Annotated in this window: 13 protein-coding genes; 9 read left to right on the plus strand and 4 right to left on the minus strand. The window is 71.6% G+C overall.

Annotation, left to right across the window (positions count from 1 at the left end):
- The first annotated feature begins 76 nt into the window (after positions 1 to 76).
- Positions 77 to 1,309: a GNAT family N-acetyltransferase gene (locus E6R60_RS05420; protein WP_136325244.1), complete on the plus strand. Its 1,233-nt coding sequence runs from the start codon at positions 77 to 79 to the stop codon at positions 1,307 to 1,309.
- 144 nt (positions 1,310 to 1,453) lie between these two features.
- On the opposite strand, the gene E6R60_RS05425 is transcribed toward E6R60_RS05420, so the two are convergent.
- Positions 1,454 to 2,263 (minus strand): DNA-formamidopyrimidine glycosylase family protein, encoded by an 810-nt coding sequence (locus E6R60_RS05425; protein ID WP_136325245.1) that lies wholly within the window; start codon positions 2,261 to 2,263, stop codon positions 1,454 to 1,456.
- A gap of 82 nt (positions 2,264 to 2,345) precedes the next feature.
- Complete coding sequence (locus E6R60_RS05430) at positions 2,346 to 2,834, minus strand: ribose-5-phosphate isomerase (protein WP_136325246.1); 489 nt, start codon at positions 2,832 to 2,834, stop codon at positions 2,346 to 2,348.
- Positions 2,835 to 3,064: 230 nt separating this feature from the next.
- On the opposite strand from E6R60_RS05430, the gene E6R60_RS05435 reads away from it, so the two are divergent.
- Positions 3,065 to 4,528 (plus strand): amino acid permease, encoded by a 1,464-nt coding sequence (locus tag E6R60_RS05435; RefSeq protein ID WP_136325247.1) that lies wholly within the window; start codon positions 3,065 to 3,067, stop codon positions 4,526 to 4,528.
- 116 nt (positions 4,529 to 4,644) lie between these two features.
- A complete protein-coding gene (locus E6R60_RS05440) occupies positions 4,645 to 5,952 on the plus strand; it encodes an FAD-binding oxidoreductase (protein WP_136325248.1) in 1,308 nt (435 codons plus the stop codon).
- Here E6R60_RS05440 and E6R60_RS05445 read toward each other — a convergent pair.
- Positions 5,933 to 6,526: a biotin transporter BioY gene (locus E6R60_RS05445; protein WP_136319841.1), complete on the minus strand. Its 594-nt coding sequence runs from the start codon at positions 6,524 to 6,526 to the stop codon at positions 5,933 to 5,935. The two genes, E6R60_RS05440 and E6R60_RS05445, sit on opposite strands and share 20 nt — an antisense overlap.
- 411 nt (positions 6,527 to 6,937) lie before the next feature.
- Here E6R60_RS05445 and E6R60_RS05450 point away from each other — a divergent pair, with 411 nt between their 5' ends.
- From E6R60_RS05450 to E6R60_RS05460, 3 genes are all read left to right on the plus strand, one after another.
- Entirely contained in the window at positions 6,938 to 8,359 is a 1,422-nt protein-coding gene (locus tag E6R60_RS05450) for an amino acid permease (protein ID WP_136325249.1), read from the plus strand.
- Between the two features lie 208 nt (positions 8,360 to 8,567).
- Positions 8,568 to 9,209 (plus strand): superoxide dismutase, encoded by a 642-nt coding sequence (locus E6R60_RS05455; RefSeq protein ID WP_136325250.1) that lies wholly within the window; start codon positions 8,568 to 8,570, stop codon positions 9,207 to 9,209.
- 242 nt (positions 9,210 to 9,451) lie between these two features.
- On the plus strand, positions 9,452 to 9,985 hold the full coding sequence (locus E6R60_RS05460) for a DUF4240 domain-containing protein (protein ID WP_136325251.1): 534 nt from the start codon (positions 9,452 to 9,454) through the stop codon (positions 9,983 to 9,985).
- A 51-nt stretch (positions 9,986 to 10,036) separates the two neighbouring features.
- On the opposite strand, the gene E6R60_RS05465 is transcribed toward E6R60_RS05460, so the two are convergent.
- A complete protein-coding gene (locus E6R60_RS05465) occupies positions 10,037 to 10,687 on the minus strand; it encodes a DsbA family protein (RefSeq protein ID WP_136325252.1) in 651 nt (216 codons plus the stop codon).
- A gap of 134 nt (positions 10,688 to 10,821) precedes the next feature.
- On the opposite strand from E6R60_RS05465, the gene pepN reads away from it, so the two are divergent.
- From pepN to E6R60_RS05480, 3 genes are all read left to right on the plus strand, one after another.
- On the plus strand, positions 10,822 to 13,419 hold the full coding sequence (gene pepN, locus E6R60_RS05470; RefSeq protein ID WP_136325253.1) for an aminopeptidase N: 2,598 nt from the start codon (positions 10,822 to 10,824) through the stop codon (positions 13,417 to 13,419).
- A gap of 864 nt (positions 13,420 to 14,283) precedes the next feature.
- Positions 14,284 to 15,354, plus strand: coding sequence for a hypothetical protein (locus E6R60_RS05475; RefSeq protein WP_136325254.1), 1,071 nt, complete (start codon positions 14,284 to 14,286; stop codon positions 15,352 to 15,354).
- A gap of 185 nt (positions 15,355 to 15,539) precedes the next feature.
- Entirely contained in the window at positions 15,540 to 18,848 is a 3,309-nt protein-coding gene (locus E6R60_RS05480) for a S8 family serine peptidase (protein ID WP_206309319.1), read from the plus strand.
- Positions 18,849 to 19,010: the final 162 nt, after the last annotated feature.

Raw genomic sequence — 19,010 nt, forward strand, 5'->3', positions numbered from 1 at the left:
CGGTGCAGGGGGACCCCTGTCACCGTGCGTGCGAAAACGGCTCGCCCGGCCGTCGAAGCCCTGGTAGGGATGGCCCATGACTACAGAGCTCCGTGTACTGCAACCGTCCGAGTGGGAGAAGTGGTTCTCGTCCCTGGAACTCGCGTTCGGAGGCGACCCGGAGGCTCCCGAACAGCGGGAACTGGACCAGGAGCTCACCGAGTGCGAGCGGTCGATCGGCTTCTGGGACGGCGACGACGTGGTCGCGACGGCGGGGGCGTTCAGCTTCCGGGTGGCCGTGCCCGGCGGGGCGCTGGTGCCGGCGGCCGGGGTCACGATGGTCAGCGTCGCGGCCACGCACCGAAGGCGCGGTCTGCTGACCGCGATGATGCGCCGCCAGCTCGACGACGTACGGGCCCTGGGTGAGCCGATCGCCGTGCTGACGGCGTCGGAACCCGCGATCTACGGCCGGTTCGGGTACGGGGCGGCGAGCCGCCAGATGTCGCTGGCGATCGACACGGACCGGGTACGGCTGAGCGTGCCGGAGGGCACGGACGAGGTCCGACTGCGGTACGCGAAGCAGGACGAGGCGGTCGCCGCGTGCGAGAGCGTGTACGCGCGGCTGGTGGCGGGCCGGCCCGGCACGCCGGCGCACGGCCCGGGCTGGGAGCGCAAGCCGCTGGTCGATCCGGCGAGTTCCCGCCAGGGCGGTTCGGCGCTGCAGTGCCTGCTGGCGGAGCGGGACGGCGAGCTGGTCGGTTACACGAATTACCACATCAAGCCGGAATGGGACAAGGCGGGCCCCAAGGGCCGCGTGGTGGTGAGCGATCTGGCGGCTCTGGACCCCGCGGCGTACGCGGCGCTCTGGCGGTTCCTGTTCGGGATCGACCTGACGTCGACGGTCGAGGCCCGGAACCGGCCGGCGGACGACGCGGTGCTGCACCTGGTGTCGGACCCGCGGCGCTGCGACATCCGGCTGCGGGACTCGCTGTACGTGCGGCTGGTGGACGTGGGCGCCGCGCTGGAGGCGCGGACCTACCGGGGGCCGCTGGACGTGGTGTTCGAGGTCGAGGACGCCTTCTGCCCCTGGAACGCCGGGCGTTGGCGGCTGACCGCGGACGCGAAGGGTGGCGCGTCGTGCAAGCGCACCGGGGACGCGGCCGACCTGGCTTTGTCGGTACGGGAGTTGGGGTCGGCGTACCTGGGCGGGGAGGCGCTGGGCGCGCTGGCCCTGGCCGGGCGGGTGAGGGAGCTGCGGCCGGGGGCGGTGGCGGAGGTGTCGTCGGCGTTCCTCTCCGACGTGGCGCCGTGGTTGCCGCGGGGGTTCTAGGGCGTGTTTCGTCCGGCGGCGGAGTCCGCTCCTCCCTCGCCGGGCGGGCCCGGAACGGCTGCTCGCGGCCTCGAAGCGGACGCCTGGGACACGCGTGCGGGCCCGTCCGGCGAGGGAGGCCGGCGCCGCCGGAAGCCGCAGCCGCTACGCGGACTGGCAGTCCGGGCACCAGAACAGGTTGCGGGCGGCCAGGTCCGCCGTGCGGATCTCCGTGCCGCAGATGTGGCAGGACTGGCGTGCGCGCCGGTAGACGTAGACCTCTCCGCCGTGGTCGTCCACGCGCGGCGGGCGGCCCATCGCCTCGGGCAGGTGCTCGGGGCGCACGGTGTCGATGCGGTTGTTCCGTACGCCCTCACGCATCAGCGCGCCCAGGTCCGTCCAGATCGCGTCCCACTCGCGGCGGGTGAGGTCCTTGCCGGCCCGGTACGGGTCGATGCCGTGCCGGAACAGCACCTCGGCGCGGTACACGTTGCCGACGCCCGCGACGACCTTCTGGTCCATGAGGAGGGCGGCCACGGTGATCCGGCTGCGGGAGATCCGCTGCCAGGCCCGTTCGCCGTCGTCGCCGGGGCGCAGCGGGTCGGGGCCGAGGCGGTCGTGTATCGCGCGCTTCTCGGCGTCGGTGATCAGGGCGCAGGTGGTGGGGCCGCGCAGATCCGCGTGGTGCGCGTCGCTCACGAGGCGCAGCCGGACGGTGTCGGTGGGCGGCGGCGCCGGGACCGTACCGAATCCGAGCTTGCCGAACAGGCCGAGGTGGATGTGGACCCAGCCGGTGTCCTCGAAGCCGAGGAAGAGGTGTTTGCCGTGGGCGTCGGCCCCGTCCAGCACGCGGCCGTCGAGCAGGGCGGCGCTGTCGGAGAACTTCCCCTGCGGGCTGCTCACCCGCACCGGCCGCCCGGCGAACCGGTCCCGGTGGTCGTCCGCGAGGCGGTGGATGGTGTGTCCCTCGGGCACGGCTGGGGTTCTCCTCGGTGAGGCGGTGCGGACATGGCTGTGCCGCCGGGGGTACCGGCGGCACGGTGACGGTGGGGGCTGGTCAGCCCTGCTGCGGGTGGTGGGCCGGGATCGGGGGGAGCTCGCCGGTGTTCTCGTACGCGGTGAGCATTTCGATGCGGCGGGTGTGCCGCTCCTCGCCCGAGTACGGGGTCGTCAGGAAGATCTCGACGAACTTGGTGGACTCCTCGGCCGTGTGCATCCGGCCGCCGATGGCGATCACGTTGGCGTCGTTGTGCTCGCGGCCCAGGGCGGCGGTCTGCTCGCTCCAGGCGAGTGCGGCGCGGACGCCCTTGACCTTGTTGGCGGCCATCTGCTCGCCGTTGCCGGAGCCACCGATCACGATGCCCAGGCTGTCCGGGTCCGCGGCCGTCTTCTCAGCGGCGCGGAGGCAGAACGGCGGGTAGTCGTCCTGGGCGTCGTAGAGGTGAGGACCGCAGTCGACGACTTCGTGGCCCTGTGCCTTGAGCCACTCGACGAGGTGGTTCTTGAGTTCGTAACCGGCATGGTCGGATCCGAGGTACACGCGCATGGGAGGAGTGTGGCACGTGCGGCCCGGGGTAGCCGACGACGGGGTGCGGCGTGCCCCTGATGTGCGGGCCTTGTGTGGGCAACGCCACTGAGGCAACGATCCGGTCAACTAATCGGAGTAAAGGGTTCCGCTTTCGGGGTTCGCCGGGCTTCAATGCATCGCTTGCCGCTCCACCACCGTGGGGCGGCCGGGCACGCAACCGAGTGATCCGAAACGTAAGGATTCGATCCATGACGTCGCAGACGACTCTGGCAGGGCCGGGCCACCAGCCCGACGGGCCGGACCGTTCGGGCCGGACGGAGACCCAGGACGGGCTCCAGGCCGGTCTCAAGAACCGTCACCTCTCCATGATCGCGATCGGCGGTGTCATCGGCGCGGGCCTGTTCGTGGGTTCGGGCGCCGGCATCGCCGCCGCCGGACCGGCCATCCTGCTGTCGTACGCACTGGTCGGCCTGATGGTCGTCTTCGTGATGCGGATGCTCGGCGAGATGGCGGCCGCCCGCCCCGCCTCGGGCTCCTTCTCCGCCTACGCCGACCAGGCCCTGGGCCGCTGGGCCGGTTTCTCGATCGGCTGGCTGTACTGGTTCTTCTGGGTCGTGGTGCTCGCCGTCGAGGCCACGGCGGGTGCCAAGATCCTGGAGAGCTGGGTGCCGGGCGTGCCGCAGTGGGGCTGGGCCCTGATCGTGATGCTGGTGCTGACCGCGACGAACCTGGTGTCCGTCGGTTCGTACGGCGAGTTCGAGTTCTGGTTCGCCGGGATCAAGGTGGTGGCGATCGGCGCGTTCGTCGTCGTCGGCCTGCTCGCCGTCTTCGGGGTGCTGCCGGGAACGGACCACGAGGGATCCGGCCTGGCCCACCTCACCGACACCGGCGGCTTCTTCCCGGAGGGCCCCGGCGCCATCCTCACCGGCGTGCTGATGGTCGTGTTCTCCTTCATGGGCAGCGAGATCGTGACCCTGGCGGCCGGCGAGTCCGAGAACCCGCAGCGGGCGGTCCAGAAGGCCACCAACAGCGTCATCTGGCGGATCGCCGTCTTCTACCTGGGCTCGATCTTCGTCGTCCTGACCCTGCTGCCGTGGAACGACCCGTCGATCCTCGAAAAGGGCAGCTACGTCGCGGCGCTCGACGTCATCGGCATCCCGCACGCCGGCCAGGTGATGGACGTCATCGTGCTGACGGCCGTGCTGTCCTGCCTGAACTCCGGCCTGTACACGGCCTCCCGCATGGCGTTCTCGCTCGGCGGCCGCGGTGACGCCCCCAAGGCGTTCGCCCGGACCAACAAGCGGGGCGTGCCGCAGGCGGCGATCCTCTCCTCCGTCGTCTTCGGCTTCGTCGCCGTCTTCTTCAACTACCAGTGGCCCGACACCGTCTTCGCGTTCCTGCTGAACTCCTCCGGCGCGGTCGCACTCTTCGTCTGGCTGGTCATCTGCTTCACCCAGCTGCGGATGCGCGGCATCATCCTGCGCGAGTCGCCCGAGAAGCTGGTCGTACGGATGTGGCTCTTCCCGTACCTGACCTGGGCGACCATCGCGATGATCTCGTTCGTGCTCGTCTACATGCTCACCGACGACGCCGGGCGCGAGCAGGTGCTGCTCTCGCTGCTGGTCGCGGTGCTGGTGGTGGCCGTGTCGCTGGTCCGCGAGGCGCGCAGGCGCCGGAGCGGTGAGCCGGCGGCCGTGCGCGGGGAGAAGTGACCGCCCCCTGCCGGGAGAACGTGAAGTGATCACCCATACCTGACGCTCCTTGTCAGGTATACCGGGGAGGCTCTCCGTCGTCAGCGCATCGAGCGAACGACTGGAGAGCCTCCGCCATGACTGCCGCCCCCACCGGTTTCCAGACCGGCTTCGCGATCCGCCCGGACCTCGTGGTCGAGGCCACCGGGCCCGAGGACGTACGCACCGCCGTCGCCCGGGCGGCCGGGGACGGGCTCCGGGTGGGCGTCCACGCCACCGGTCACGGCCTGGCCGGGCCCGTCGAGGGCGGAGTCCTGATCAGCACCCGGGCGATGGACTCGGTCCTGGTCGACCCGGCGCGCCGCACCGCCCGGATCGGTGCGGGCGTCACCTGGGGCCGGGTGATCGAGGCCGCGGCCCCGCACGGGCTCGCGCCGCTGAACGGCTCCTCCCCCGGCGTCGGCGCCGTCTCGTACACGCTCGGCGGCGGTCTCGGCGTGCTGGCCCGGGAGTTCGGCTACGCCGCCGACCTGGTCCGCTCCCTCGACGTGGTGACGGGGGACGGGGTCCTGCGCCATGTCACCGCCGAGGACGAGCCGGAGCTGTTCTGGGGGCTGCGCGGCGGCGGACACCGCCTGGGCGTGGTGACCGGGCTGGAGACCGCGCTGGTGCCGGTGGCCCGGCTGTACGGCGGCTCGATCGCCTTCGACGGGGACGGGGAGGCCGGTGCGCAGGTGATCCGGCGCTACCTGGAATGGACCCGGACCCTGCCCGCTTCACTGACCTCCTCGGTCGCCGCGCTGGTGTACCCGGACCTCCCCCAGCTGCCGCCGGAGCTGCGCGGCCGGTACGCGATCTCGGTGCGGGTCGCGTACACCGGCTCGACGGCCGAGGGCGAACGCCTGGTCGCACCACTGCGGGCGATCGGCCCCGCACTGGCGGACTCGCTGCGGGAGATGCCGTACACCGACAGCCACACCATCCACAGCGATCCCCCCTTCCCGCACGCCTACTACGGGGACGGGCTGGTGCTGAACGGGATCGACGCGGACCGGGCGGCGCGGGTGCTGGAACTGACCGGGCGTAAGGCGCCGATGATGACCGTGGTGCAGCTCAACCACCTGGGCGGCGCCCTGGCCCAGGCACCGGACCCCGGCAGCGCGGTGCCGTACCGGGACGCCGGTTTCCTGCTGCGTCTGCTGTCGCCGCTCAACGGTACGGACGTGGCGTCGGTCCGGGCGCTGTACGAGGAGGTGGCCGCGGTCCTGGGGCCGCTGGTCGCCGGCCGGTCGCTGAACTTCTCCTTCGGCGGCGGGGACCGCACCGAGGGCTTCCACGGCCCCGGGACGCGGAAGAGGCTCGCCGGTCTGGTGTCGCGCTACGACCCGGCGAGCCTCTTCGGAGGTGCTTACGGAAGCGGTGGCGTCAGCCGCGACGTCCGATGAGCTTCCAGGACGCCGGCAGCGCGCCCATGGCGAGCGCCGCCTTCAGCGCGTCGCCGAGCAGGAACGGCGTCAGGCCGGCCGCGATCGCGGCGCTCGCCGACATGCCGGTGGACAGCGCCAGGTAGGGCACGCCGACCGCGTAGATGATCGCCGAGCCGAGCACCATCGTGCCCGCGGTGCGCAGCACGGAGCGGTCGCCGCCCCGGCGGGCCAGACCGCCCACGACCGTGGCCGCGAGCAGCATGCCGAGCACATAGCCGAAGGACGCGCCGCCCGCGCCGGAGCTGCCGGCCGAGAACCACGGCATGCCGGCCATGCCGACGAGCGCGTACACGGCGAGCGAGAGGAAGCCGCGGCGCGCGCCGAGCGCGGTGCCGACGAGGAGCGCGGCGAAGGTCTGGCCGGTGACGGGGACCGGGGAACCGGGGACCGGGACGGCGATCTGGGCCGCTATGCCGGTCAGCGCCGCCCCGCCGAGCACCAGGGCGGTGTCCACGGCGTAGCGGTGCCGGACGGCGGGCAGCAGGTCGGCGAGGACCGCTCCGGTACGGACGGGGGCGGCAGCAGTGCTCATCAGGACTCCGCGGGGTGAGGGCAGGTGGGGACAGACTGAGGCTGACGTTAGCCGACGGAGTGTGGCTGGATCACCATCAGCGGTCCACAAAGGGGCGGTTGAGGGATTGGTGGGGTTCGCACAACTGTCGGCATGCAATCACGCCGGGGCGTGATGCTCGTCACTGAGGTGGGAGCGGATACCGCAGCCGTCGACCGGGAAGGCGCTGCGTGTCCGGACTGTGAATTCCCTCTAAAACGAGGGCGCGTGGCCGTACCCGGCCCCGCGCGGCCGGGTGTGCGCGGCGTGTGAGCCTGGTGACCGTATAGCGGACAGTCGTTCCCGGTGACCGGCGCGCGTGTTCAGACTGGGTACACGTTCCCGTCTCACCGGGCACACCTCCCCCGTCTCACCGACCGAACAGAGCTCGTCATGCCTCGGACCTCCGCGCCTCCCCCCACAGGCTCCCCGGCCGCCGCCTCCGGCACCGGAAGCGACTCGGCCCTCACCCGCGGTCTCAAGCAGCGCCACCTGTCGATGATCGCCCTCGGCGGGGTCATCGGCGCCGGGCTGTTCGTCGGCTCCGGCGCGGGCATCGCCGCCGCCGGGCCCTCCATCGTCATCGCGTACGCGGTCTCCGGGCTCCTGGTCATGCTCGTGATGCGCATGCTCGGCGAGATGTCTGCGGCCAACCCTGCCTCCGGTTCGTTCTCCGTGCACGCCGAGCGGGCCATCGGACCGTGGGCGGGATTCACGGCGGGCTGGGCGTTCTGGGTGCTGCTCTGTGTCGCCGTCGGGCTGGAGGGCATCGGCGCCGCGCAGATCGTCGGGGGCTGGCTCCCCGGCACGCCGGAGTGGGCCTGGGTGGCGCTGTTCATGGTGGTGTTCCTGGGGACGAACCTGGCCTCGGTGACGAAGTTCGGGGAGTTCGAGTTCTGGTTCGCGGCGCTCAAGGTCGCCGCGATCACGCTGTTCCTGGTGCTGGGAGTGCTGGCGATCCTCGGCGTGCTCCCGGGCACGGACGCCCCGGGCACCGCCCACCTCAGCGGTGAGGGCGGCTTCCTGCCGAACGGCTCCGACGGCCTGGTCATCGGACTCCTCGCCTCCGTCTTCGCGTACGGCGGCCTGGAGACGGTCACCATCGCCGCGGCGGAGTCCGAGAACCCGGTGCGGGGTGTCGCGAAGGCCGTGCGCACGGCGATGTGGCGGATCGCGCTGTTCTACGTCGGCTCGATGGCCGTCATCGTCACGCTGGTCCCGTGGGACGACCCGAAGGTGGTGGAGGTGGGCCCGTTCTACGCGGCCCTGGACCACCTCGGCATCAGCGGCGCGGCGGAGATCATGAACGTGGTCATCCTGGTGGCGCTGCTCTCGGCGATGAACGCCAACATCTACGGCGCCTCGCGCATGGCCTGCTCGCTGGTGGCCCGCGGCCAGGGCCCGAAGCGCCTGGGCCGGGTCACCTCCGGCGTGCCGCGCACGGCGGTCCTGGTCTCGTCCGCGTTCGGCTTCCTGTGCGTACTGCTGAGCTACTGGCGGCCCGACGACGTGTTCCCGTGGCTGCTCAACATGATCGGCGCGGTGATCCTGGTCGTCTGGATCTTCATCGCGGTCTCCCAGCTGATCCTGCGCGCCCGGCTGGAGCGCGAGGCGCCCGAGAAGCTGGTGGTCCGGATGTGGCTCTTCCCGGGGCTGACGGTGCTGGCGCTCCTCGCCATGGCCGGCATCTTCTTCCTGATGCTCCGCCAGCCCGGCACCCGCGACCAGCTGCTGGCCACGGGCGCGCTGACGGCGGTCCTGATCGTGGTCGGCGCCGTACGGCAGCGGCGCGCCGCGACCACGACGAACGCGTAACCCCGCCGCGCGGGACGCCGGGCGGGACGCCGGGCGGGACGGATCACTCCGGCCCGCCCGGCGTTTTCGTGCGCCCGGAGTGCGCCCCGAGCGCGCGGGGCCATGGGTCCTCCGCCGAAGGACTGATCCTTTCCCTCCCCTCCTGCTGTTAGCCTGCTCTTGCATATAGGTTGCAATAACAACTGTTCAGCAGCTGGAGGGTTCGATCATGGCCACGTACACGCTCCCGGAACTCCCGTACGACTACGCGGCGCTCGAACCGGTCATCAATCCGCAGATCATCGAGCTCCACCACGACAAGCACCACGCCGCGTACGTGAAGGGCGCGAACGACACCCTGGAGCAGCTGGAGGAGGCGCGGGACAAGGAGGCCTGGGGGGCGATCAACGGGCTCCAGAAGAACCTCGCGTTCCACCTCTCCGGGCACATCCTGCACTCGATCTACTGGCACAACATGACGGGTGACGGCGGTGGCGAGCCTCTCGCCGCGGACGGCGTCGGCGACCTCGCGGACGCGATCACCGACTCGTTCGGCTCCTTCGCGGGCTTCAAGTCCCAGCTGACGAAGGCCGCCGCCACCACGCAGGGCTCCGGCTGGGGCGTCCTCGCGTACGAGCCCGTCAGCGGCAAGCTGATCGTCGAGCAGGTCTACGACCACCAGGGCAACGTGGGCCAGGGCTCGGTCCCGGTGCTGGTCTTCGACGCCTGGGAGCACGCCTTCTACCTCCAGTACAAGAACCAGAAGGTCGACTTCATCGAGGCGATGTGGCGCGTCGTCAACTGGCAGGACGTGGCGAAGCGGTACGCGGCCGCCAAGGAGCGCGCGGACGTGCTGCTGCTCGCGCCCTGACGCCGGCGCGCGGAGAACGTCCTGCCTCGTGATCGTCTTCTCAGCCTTCACCGGGCAGGCGGAATGAAGGAAGGCCCCCCGCGAGGACGTGACTCGCGGGGGGCCTTCTGCGCGCGGGGGCCGGGACCGGCCCGTAAGCGGGCCGTCGAGGGACGGCGCGGGGACGACGACCGCGGCGTCCGGCGTACCGACGCCCCCCACGTCCGCACGTCGATGTCAGACCCCTGCCTCATGCTCAGCCCATGGACACCAAGGACTTCTGGAAGCTGATCGACGACGCGCGCACCCTGGTCGTCGACCCCTCCGACGCGGAAGACGTGGCCGGGCGGGTGGCGGCCCTGCTCGCCGAGCGGCCCGCCGACGACATCCTCGCCGCGCAGCAGCTGCTGTGGGACCTGATGGCGGCTTCCTACCGGGCCCCGCTCTGGGCCGCGGCGTACACGATCAACGGCGGCTGCTCGGACGACGGTTTCGACTACTTCCGGGGCTGGCTGATAGCGCAGGGCCGGGAGGTGTTCGAGCGGGTGGTGGCCGACCCGGACGCGCTGGCCGGTCTGCCGGTGGTCAGGGCGGCGGCGGCCGAGGGCGTGGACCTGGAGTGCGAGCGCGTGCTCGGGGTGGCGTGGGACGCGTACCGGACGGCGACGGGCGAGACGTTGCCGCCGGGTTCGTTCACGATCGACTACCCCGGCCTCGACCCGGAGTGGGACTTCGACTTCGACGACGCGGAGCGGGTGGCGCTGCGGCTGCCGGAGCTGGACGCGCTGTACGGGTGAGGGAGGCGGTGGGGTGCGGGGCCGGCCGGCCCCGCACCCCGCCGCGCGGGATCAGTCGAAGACCGGGCCCTGCGTACGGGTCCGCTTGATCTCGTAGAAGCCCGGGATCGACGCGACCAGCAGGGTGCCGTCCCAGAGCTTCGCCGCGTCCTCGCCCTTCGGGGCGGGGGTGACGACCGGGCCGAAGAAGGCGATCTGCTCGCCGTCCGCGCCGGGCACCGCGATGACCGGGGTACCGACGTCCTGGCCGACCTTGTCGATGCCCTCCTGGTGGGAGGCGCGCAGCTCGGTGTCGTACGCGTCGGAGTCGGCGTACTCCGCGAGTTCGGCCGGCAGGCCGACGTCCTTCAGCGCGCCCTCGATCGCCTCACGGGTGGGGCCCTCGCCCTGGTTGTGGAAGCGGGTGCCGAGCGCGGTGTACAGCGGGCCGACGATGTCGTCGCCGTGCTTCTGCTGGGCGGCGATCACGACGCGGACCGGGCCCCATGCCTTGTTCTCCAGCATGTCGCGGTACTCGTCGGGGAGCTCGTCCAGCCGGTTCTCGTTGAGGACGGCCAGGCTCATCACGTGCCAGCGGACCTCGACGTCGCGGACCTTCTCCACTTCCAGCATCCAGCGGGAGGTCATCCAGGCCCAGGGGCAGAGCGGGTCGAACCAGAAATCGGCGGGGGTCTTGCCGGTCACCGTGCTGTTGTCAGACATCTCTCTCCTCATAGGGACCGATCGCATGCCGTGACCCAGAACACCGGCGGGCGCTCCCGCCATTCCCGAGCGCCCGGCCGGAAGTCGGCATGGGAGGATCAAAGTATTCGAACGTGACACAAAGGAGTGTGCTCGTGCCCGGTGAGAACCTGTCCCGCGACGAGGCCCATGAGCGGGCCGAGCTGCTGAGCGTCGACGGTTACGACGTCGTGCTCGACGTCCGTTCCGCGATCGGCGGGCCCGACGGGGAGGGCGAGCAGACCTCCGGTCCGCGGACCTTCCGTTCGGTGACGACGATCCGGTTCCGCTCGGCGCGCGCCGGTGCGACGACCTTCGCCGATCTGATCGCCCCGTCCGTGAACGCGGTGACCCTGGACGGCACGACGCTGGACCCGGCCACCGTCTTCGACGGGACGCGGGTGGCGCTGACCGGCCTGACGGAGGGCGAACACGTCCTCGTGGTCGACGCGCAGTGCGCGTACAGCAGGACCGGCGAGGGCATGCACCGCTTCGTCGACCCGGAGGACGGCGAGGTCTACCTCTACACGCAGTACGAGCCGGCCGACGCGCGGCGCGTCTTCGCCAACTTCGAGCAGCCCGACCTCAAGGCCCCCTTCCGCTTCCAGGTGACGGCCCCCGAGGAGTGGACGGTCTGGAGCAACGGGGCCGAGGAGTCCCGCGAGGGCGGCGTGTGGCGGTTCGCCGAGACGAAGCCGATCTCGACGTACATCACGGCGGTCGTCGCCGGTCCGTACCACTACGTGACGGACTCCTACAGCCGTACGTTCGACGACGGCACGACGCTGGAGATCCCGCTCGGCGCGCTCTGCCGCAAGGGGCTCGCCCGGCACTTCGACGCCGACGACGTCTTCCTGATCACCAAGCAGGGCCTGGACTTCTTCCACGACCACTTCGACTACCCGTACCCGTTCGGCAAGTACGACCAGGCGTTCGTGCCCGAGTACAACCTCGGCGCGATGGAGAACCCGGGCTGTGTCACGTTCCGCGAGGAGTACATCTTCCGCGGGAAGGTGACGCGGGCGGCGTACGAGAGCCGGGCCAACGTCATCCTGCACGAGATGGCGCACATGTGGTTCGGCGACCTCGTCACCATGCAGTGGTGGGACGACCTGTGGCTCAAGGAGTCGTTCGCCGACTTCATGGGCGTCTTCGCCATGGTGGAGTCCACCCGCTTCGAGGACGGCTGGATCACCTTCGCCAACAACCGCAAGTCCTGGGCCTACCGCGCCGACCAGCTGCCGTCCACCCACCCGATCACGGCCGACATCCGTGACCTGGAGGACGCCAAGCTGAACTTCGACGGCATCACGTACGCCAAGGGCGCGTCGGTCCTGAAGCAGCTGGTGGCGTACGTGGGGCGGGACGCGTTCCTGGAGGGCGCGCGGCGCTACTTCAAGAAGCACGCGTACGGCAACACCCGGCTGGGTGACCTGCTGTCGGTGCTGGGCGAGACGTCCGGGCGGGACATGACCTCATGGTCGCGCTCGTGGCTGCAGACCGCGGGCGTCAACTCGCTGACCCCGGTGGCGACGTACGACGCCGCGGGCCGGATCACCGAGCTGGCGGTCCTCCAGGAGGCGGCCGAGTCGCACCCCGACCTGCGGCCGCACCGGGTCGCGGTCGGCCTGTACCGGCGCACACCCGCCGGTGACCTGGTGCGTTACGCCCGGGCCGAGGCGGACGTGGCGGGTCCGCGTACCGTGATCACGGAGCTGGCCGGGGCCGAGCGGCCCGAGCTGATCCTCGTCAACGACGACGACCTGACGTACTGCAAGGTCCGCTTCGACGAGGTGTCGCTGGCCACGCTGCGGGCGCACCTGGGCGACATCACGGACCCGCTGGCGCGGGCGCTGTGCTGGTCCGCGCTGTGGAGCCTCACCCGGGACGGGCTGATGCCCGCCCGCGACTTCGTCGCGCTGGTCCTGGACTTCTCCGGCCGGGAGACGGACATCGGCGTGCTCCAGATGCTGCACGCGTGGACGCGGACGGCGCTGACGCACTACGCGGCGCCGTCGTGGCGGGAGGAGGGCGGCCGGGCGCTGGCCGAGGGCGCCCTGCGCGAGCTGCGGCTCGCGGCGCCGGGCAGCGAGCCGCAGCTGGCGTGGGCCCGCTTCTTCGCGGCGGTCGCCGCCTCGGAGGCGGACTTCCAGCTGCTGTCGGGGCTGCTCGACGGGACCGCCCGGATCGACGGGCTCGACGTCGACCAGGAGCTCCGGTGGGCGTTCCTGTCCCCGCTGGCCTCGCACGGCGCGGCGGACGAGTCGGCCGTCGCGGCCGAACTGGCCCGGGACGACACGGCGTCCGGCAAGCGGCACCAGGTGCGCTGCCTGGCCTCGCGGCCCTCCGCAGCGGTCAAGGCGCAGGCGTGGGCGGGTGTCGTGGAGTCGGACGCGCTGTCCAACGCGCTGGTGGAGGCCACGATCCTGGGCTTCTCGCAGCCCTCGCAGCGGGAGTTGCTGGCGCCGTACGCGGCCCGGTACTTCGAGGTGATCGAGCGGGTGTGGGCCGAGCGGTCCATCCAGATCGGGATGGCCGTGGTGAAGGGCCTGTTCCCCGCCCTTCAGGACGATCCCGCGACCCTGGCGGCGACGGACGCGTGGCTGGAGGCGCACGCGGACGCGGCGCCGGCGCTGCGGCGGCTGGTGCTGGAGGCGCGGGACGACCTCGCGCGGGGGCTGCGGGCGCAGGAGTGCGACTCGGCCGCGGTCTGACGCTGCTCGCGTGTGACGCCCTCGCCGGCGTGCGGTTCTCCTCGGCGAGGGGTCCGTCCTCGCACGCCGGACGGGCTGGGATGCCGGTGCGGGCAGGGTGCCGCCGGAGTGAGGGCCGGACCGCCCGTCCGGCGTCACCGGCCCACTGAGCCGCCCGGCACCCCCCGCAACGGTTCCGTCCTCAAACGCCGGACAGGCTGGGTACGCCGAGTGCGGCCGGCAGCCTGCCGGCACGGGCTGGGTTCGCCGAGGGTGGGCCGGCTGGCCGCCGCACCGGCTGGCGGCCGGACCGCCCGTCCGGCGTCACCGGCCCACTGAGGCGCCCGGCACCCCCCGCAACGGTTCCGTCCTCAAACGCCGGACGGGCTGGGGAGGCCGAGTGCGGGCCGGCCGCCTGCCGCACGAGCTGGGTTACCGAAGGCGGAACCGGCTGACCGCCGCACGGCTGGGTTCGCCAAGTGCGGTCCGGCTGGCCGCCGCACCGGCTGGGGGCCGGACCGCCCGTCCGGCGTCACCGGCTCGCTGCGCCGCCCGGCACCCCCCGCAACGGTTCCGTCCTCAAACGCCGGACGGGCTGCGTGGGGTCGTCGGCCATGCCTGGCGCGGCCGCGCGTCGGCGCGGTGAGCCGTGCGGTGGGACGGTGAACCCACCGCGGGCGCGGTGACCGCGCGGTGGGGCGGCGCGCTCCGTTGCGGGGCGGCGCTCGTGGGGCGTGGTGCGCCCCCGGCGGGGGTTCGTCATTCCCGGCGGGTCCGTCCTTTTCGGTTGTCGAACATGCGTACTTTAGAACGGCGTTGTCCTGGAATGTCGACGGACCTGTAACAGGGGTTAAGGCCCCGGCCGTGAGCGGGATACACCGGAGCATGAACCAGAACACCCCGCCCTCCTCCTGTGACCTCCGCATCACCTCCGAGGTCCGTCAACGCGTCCTGACGACAGCCCAGTTGAAGGATCGCGGAGTCTCCCCCGCGCAGGCCGCCGAGCGGTGCCGGACCGGCGGGTCCTGGCAGCAGCCGTTGCCCGGCGTCTTCGTCCTGCACCCGGGGCCGCTCAGCGGCCGGGAGCGGCTGCGCTCCGCCCTGCTGTACGCGGGACGGCCTCCGGCCTCCGGCCGGCGGGGTGTTCCCGCGCAGCCGGCCGGCACGGAGGACCCCGGGTACGGCGAGGCGATGATCACCGGACTGGCCGCGCTCGCGCTGCACGGCTTCGCCGCCGCGCCGCCCGCCGTCTCCCTGGACCGCGTCGATGTGCTGGTGCCCCGCAACCGCCGGCTGCGCTCGGTCCGGTACGTGCGCCTGGTGCGCGGTTCCCGGCTGCCGCGGCCGGAGTGGCTGGACGGGACGCCGGTGGCGCCGGTGGCCCGCGCCCTGGCGGACGCCGTGGTCGGACTGGCGGACGCCCACACCGTGCGCCGGCTGCTCACCGAGGCGGTCCGCGGCGGCCACTGCGAACCCGCGGTCGTCGTCGGGGAACTGAACCGCGCCAAGGTGCTCGACCGCCCCCAGGTCGTGAACGCCGTGGACTCACTGCTCGCCGAGGGCCGGGCCCTGGCGGAGGAGCGGCTGTACGACATGGTGCGCACCCACGGCCTCCCGGAGCCGCTGTGGAACGTGGACCTGCGGCTGCCCGGCGGCCCGCACCTGGGCGCCGTCGACGCCTACTGGCCCGAGGAGGCGGTCGCCGTGGAGCTGGACACCAGGTCGCCGCGCCACAGCCGGCTCGACGACGACCGCCGCCAGGAGGAGCACGAGGCCGAGTGGTCCGCGTACGCCGCGCGGCGCGAGCACCTGGAGCGGCTGGGCGTCACCGTCGTCCACCTGACACCGAGGAAGCTTCGGGACACGCGGGAGCAGCAGGCGGCCGTGGTCCGGACGGCGTTGATGGCGGCGGCCGACCGCGAACCCGCCGCGTACGTGATGATCCTGCCGCGATGAGCCCGTGAGACGCCCCGCCCCTCACGTATCCACCGTTTCGTCCCGCGTGACGCTTCGGCCCCCTTGGCGGAAGTCCGCCATGTCCGCAACTCGCCTCTCACAAGTCTCCACAAACCCCTGTCATTTACGAAAGGGTGAGCGGTCATCCGGTACCGATTTCCGGACTCTCTCTTTCACATACAGGGATGCTGATGACCTCCGAATCCCCCAGTCCCATACCCGGGGCGAGACGCGTGGCCCGCGTCGCGGCCGCCGCCGGACTGGTGGCCGCCCTGGCCGCCACCGGCGTCGCCCCCGTCTTCGCGGCCGACGACCCGGCCACCACCCCCGTCAAGTCCGCCGGCAACAGCCGGGCGGACAAGCTCGGCACGGCTGACGCCGACGTTCTCGCCAAGGCCGAGGCCAAGGGCGAGAAGAACATCACGATGATGGTCGCCACCGCTCCCGGGGCGACCGAGCAGGTCACCGCGCAACTGGACGCCGTCAAGGGCTCCGTGCTGGGGCGTGCGTACGACAAGCTCGGCTACGTGCGGGCCACCGTGCCCACCGCGGGCGCCGAGGCCGCCATCAAGGCGGCCTCCAAGCTGTCCTCCGTGCACGGCATCGATCTCAAGCAGGAGATCGTGCTGGACGACCCGACGCCCTCGGGCGACCGGGCGGCCGGCAGCCGGGCAGCGGCGAAGTCGACGGGGACCTACCCGGCGCCCGGGAAGTCGACCCCGGCGAAGAACCCGTACAACCCGTCCTTCGAGACGGGTGCGGTCGACTTCGTCAAGCAGCACCCGAAGGCCGACGGCCGCGGCGTGACCATCGGCATCCTCGACTCGGGTGTCGACCTCGGCCACCCGGCGCTGCAGAAGACCACCACCGGTGAGCGCAAGATCACCGACTGGGTGACGGCCACCGACCCGGTGAGCGACAACGACGGCACCTGGCTGCGGATGACGGACGCCGTGTCCGGCCCGACGTTCACCTACGGCGGCCGCACCTATGCGGCCCCGGCGGGTTCGTACCGGATCAGCGTGTTCAAGGAAGCCGCCACCAAGGGCGGCGACATGGCGGGCGACCTCAACCGCGACGGTGACACCACCGACGCGTGGGGCGTCCTGTACGACCCGGTCACCGGCACCACCCGGGTGGACCTCAACGGCAACGCCGACTTCTCCGACGACGCCGTCCTGGAGCCGTACAAGGAGAAGCACCAGGTCTCCTACTTCGGTCAGGACGACCCGCGGACGGACGTCGTCGAGCGCATCCCGTTCGTCGTGGAGACCCGCAAGAAGGTCGTGTACAACGCGGCGGGCGACACCTCCGACTACGTCAGCATCGGCGTCATCGAGTCCGAGCACGGCACGCACGTCGCGGGCATCACCTCCGCGAACGGCCTGTTCGGCGGCCGGATGAGCGGGGCCGCGCCCGGCGCGAAGATCGTCTCCTCGCGCGCCTGCTCCTGGTCCGGCGGCTGCACCAACATCGCGCTCACCGAGGGCATGATCGACCTCGTCGTGAACCGCGGCGTCGACGTCGTCAACATGTCGATCGGCGGTCTGCCGCCGCTCAACGACGGCAACAACGCCCGCTCGGAGCTGTACAAGCGGCTCATCGACATCTACGGCGTCCAGCTGGTCATCTCGGCCGGCAACGACGGTCCGGGCGTCAACACCATCGGAGACCCCGGTCTCGCCGACCACGTCATCTCGGTCGGCGCGTCCATCTCCAAGGAGACCTGGGCCTCGAACTACGGCTCCGGCGTCACCAAGAAGTACGACATGATGCCGTTCTCCTCGCGCGGTCCGCGTGAGGACGGCGGCTTCGCGCCGACCCTGACGGCCCCCGGCGCGTCGATCAACTCGACGCAGACCTGGCTGCCCGGGGGTCCGGTCAAGGAGTCGGGCTACTCCCTGCCGGCCGGCTACTCCATGCTCCAGGGCACGTCGATGGCCTCCCCGCAGGCCGCCGGCGCGACCGCGCTGCTGCTGTCCGCCGCGAAGCAGAAGCACATCGAGCTGCCCCCGGCCGATCTGCGCACCGCGCTGACCAGCACCGCCACCCGGATCAAGGGAGTGCCCGCGCACGCCCAGGGCGCCGGTCTGATCAACATCATCGGCGCCTGGAAGCAGATCGAGAAGAAGGGCGCCCCGGCGCACGAGTACACGGTCAAGGCCCCGGTCGACACCGCGATCGACTTCGCGCTGAAGACCCCGGGCTTCGGCACCGGCCTGTACGACCGCGAGGGCGGCCTCAAGGCCGGCCAGAAGAAGTCCTACGACGTCACGGTCACCCGCACCACGGGCCCGGACAAGGACGTCAAGCACAAGCTGTCCTGGAAGTACGACGACGGCACCTTCCGCCTGACCGGCCCGGACACCGTCTCGCTGCCGCTGGGCAAGCCGGTGACGGTCAAGGTCCAGGCGAAGCCGGGCAGCGCGGGCGTGCACAGCGCGATCCTGCAGCTCGACGACGCGAAGACCTCCGGTGTGGACCAGCAGATCCTGACGACGGTCGTCGTCGCCAAGGACCTGGTGGAGCCGGCCTACGCGTACACGGCGTCCGGCTCGGTGCAGCGCAACAGCACCACCTCGTACTTCGTGAACGTGCCGGAGGGCGCCAAGACCCTCGAGGTCGCCATGAGCGCCCTGCGCTCGGGCAGCCAGACCCGCTTCATCTCCATCCACCCGTACGGGGTGCAGGTGGAGGACAGCGGGACGCCCTACTGCTACCCGAACTACGAGAACCCGGCCAACACCTGCCGCCCCGACGTGCGCTCGTACGCCGACCCGCAGCCCGGTGTCTGGGAGATCGAGGTCGAGGCCCGGCGTACGTCGCCGCTGCTGGACAACCCGTACAAGCTGGATGTCTCGCTGCTCGGCGCGACCTTCGACCCGGCGGTGCAGACCATCGCCGAGGCGAAGATCGGCACCCCGGCCGCGGTGGACTGGACGGTCACCAACAACGCCGGCGCCCTGACGGGCAAGCTCAAGGGCGGCTCGCTGGGCTCGGCCGACGTCGAGCGTCCGTCGATCTCCACGGGCGGCACGTACGTGAAGGAGGTCACCATCGGTGCGGGCGTCGAGAAGCTGGACGTCGCCATCGGCGGCACCTCCGACGCCAACGCCGACCTGGACCTGTACGTCTACAAGGGCACCGCTCAGGTGGGCGCCTCCACGACGGCAGGCTCCGAGGAGTCCGTCAGTCTGGTGAAGCCCGCCGCGGGCACGTACAAGGTCGTCATCGAGGGCTACGACGTGCCGGCCGGCACGACCGAGTACGACTACCGCGACGTGTACTACTCGCCGTCGCTCGGTGCGATCAACGTCGACGAGTCGAAGGCCGTGAACCTGGCCCCCGGCGCGTCGGCCCAGGTCGGCGCCGAGGTCGCGGTCGCCGGTGCGGCCCCCGAGGGTCGGCAGTTCTTCGGCGAGGTCCAGCTGGTGAACGCACACGGCACCGCCGCGGGCACCGGAAGCGTCGTGATCCAGAAGGTCACGCCGTAACGGCGTCGCCGTAGGCATGTGATGCGTACGACAGTGGGGCGGGCGCGCAACGGGCGCCCGCCCCACGGTGCTGCCCGCCGAGCGTCCGCTCCCCGTCCGCCGGCCGTCCGGCCTCCGTCCGCAGGTCGGACAATGGATTGGACAAGGAAGCCGTGGACAGAC

The organism is Streptomyces sp. A0642 (assembly GCF_004795105.1).
Taxonomy (GTDB): Bacteria; Actinomycetota; Actinomycetes; order Streptomycetales; family Streptomycetaceae; genus Streptomyces.

Coding starts and splice junctions, on each gene's coding strand:
- E6R60_RS05420 (WP_136325244.1), top strand. CDS start 77: ATGACTACAGAGCTCCGTGTACTGCAACCGTCCGAGTGGGAGAAGTGG.
- E6R60_RS05430 (WP_136325246.1), bottom strand. CDS start 2,834: ATGCGCGTGTACCTCGGATCCGACCATGCCGGTTACGAACTCAAGAAC.
- E6R60_RS05435 (WP_136325247.1), top strand. CDS start 3,065: ATGACGTCGCAGACGACTCTGGCAGGGCCGGGCCACCAGCCCGACGGG.
- E6R60_RS05440 (WP_136325248.1), top strand. CDS start 4,645: ATGACTGCCGCCCCCACCGGTTTCCAGACCGGCTTCGCGATCCGCCCG.
- E6R60_RS05445 (WP_136319841.1), bottom strand. CDS start 6,526: ATGAGCACTGCTGCCGCCCCCGTCCGTACCGGAGCGGTCCTCGCCGAC.
- E6R60_RS05450 (WP_136325249.1), top strand. CDS start 6,938: ATGCCTCGGACCTCCGCGCCTCCCCCCACAGGCTCCCCGGCCGCCGCC.
- E6R60_RS05455 (WP_136325250.1), top strand. CDS start 8,568: ATGGCCACGTACACGCTCCCGGAACTCCCGTACGACTACGCGGCGCTC.
- E6R60_RS05460 (WP_136325251.1), top strand. CDS start 9,452: ATGGACACCAAGGACTTCTGGAAGCTGATCGACGACGCGCGCACCCTG.
- E6R60_RS05465 (WP_136325252.1), bottom strand. CDS start 10,687: ATGTCTGACAACAGCACGGTGACCGGCAAGACCCCCGCCGATTTCTGG.
- E6R60_RS05475 (WP_136325254.1), top strand. CDS start 14,284: ATGAACCAGAACACCCCGCCCTCCTCCTGTGACCTCCGCATCACCTCC.
- E6R60_RS05480 (WP_206309319.1), top strand. CDS start 15,540: ATGCTGATGACCTCCGAATCCCCCAGTCCCATACCCGGGGCGAGACGC.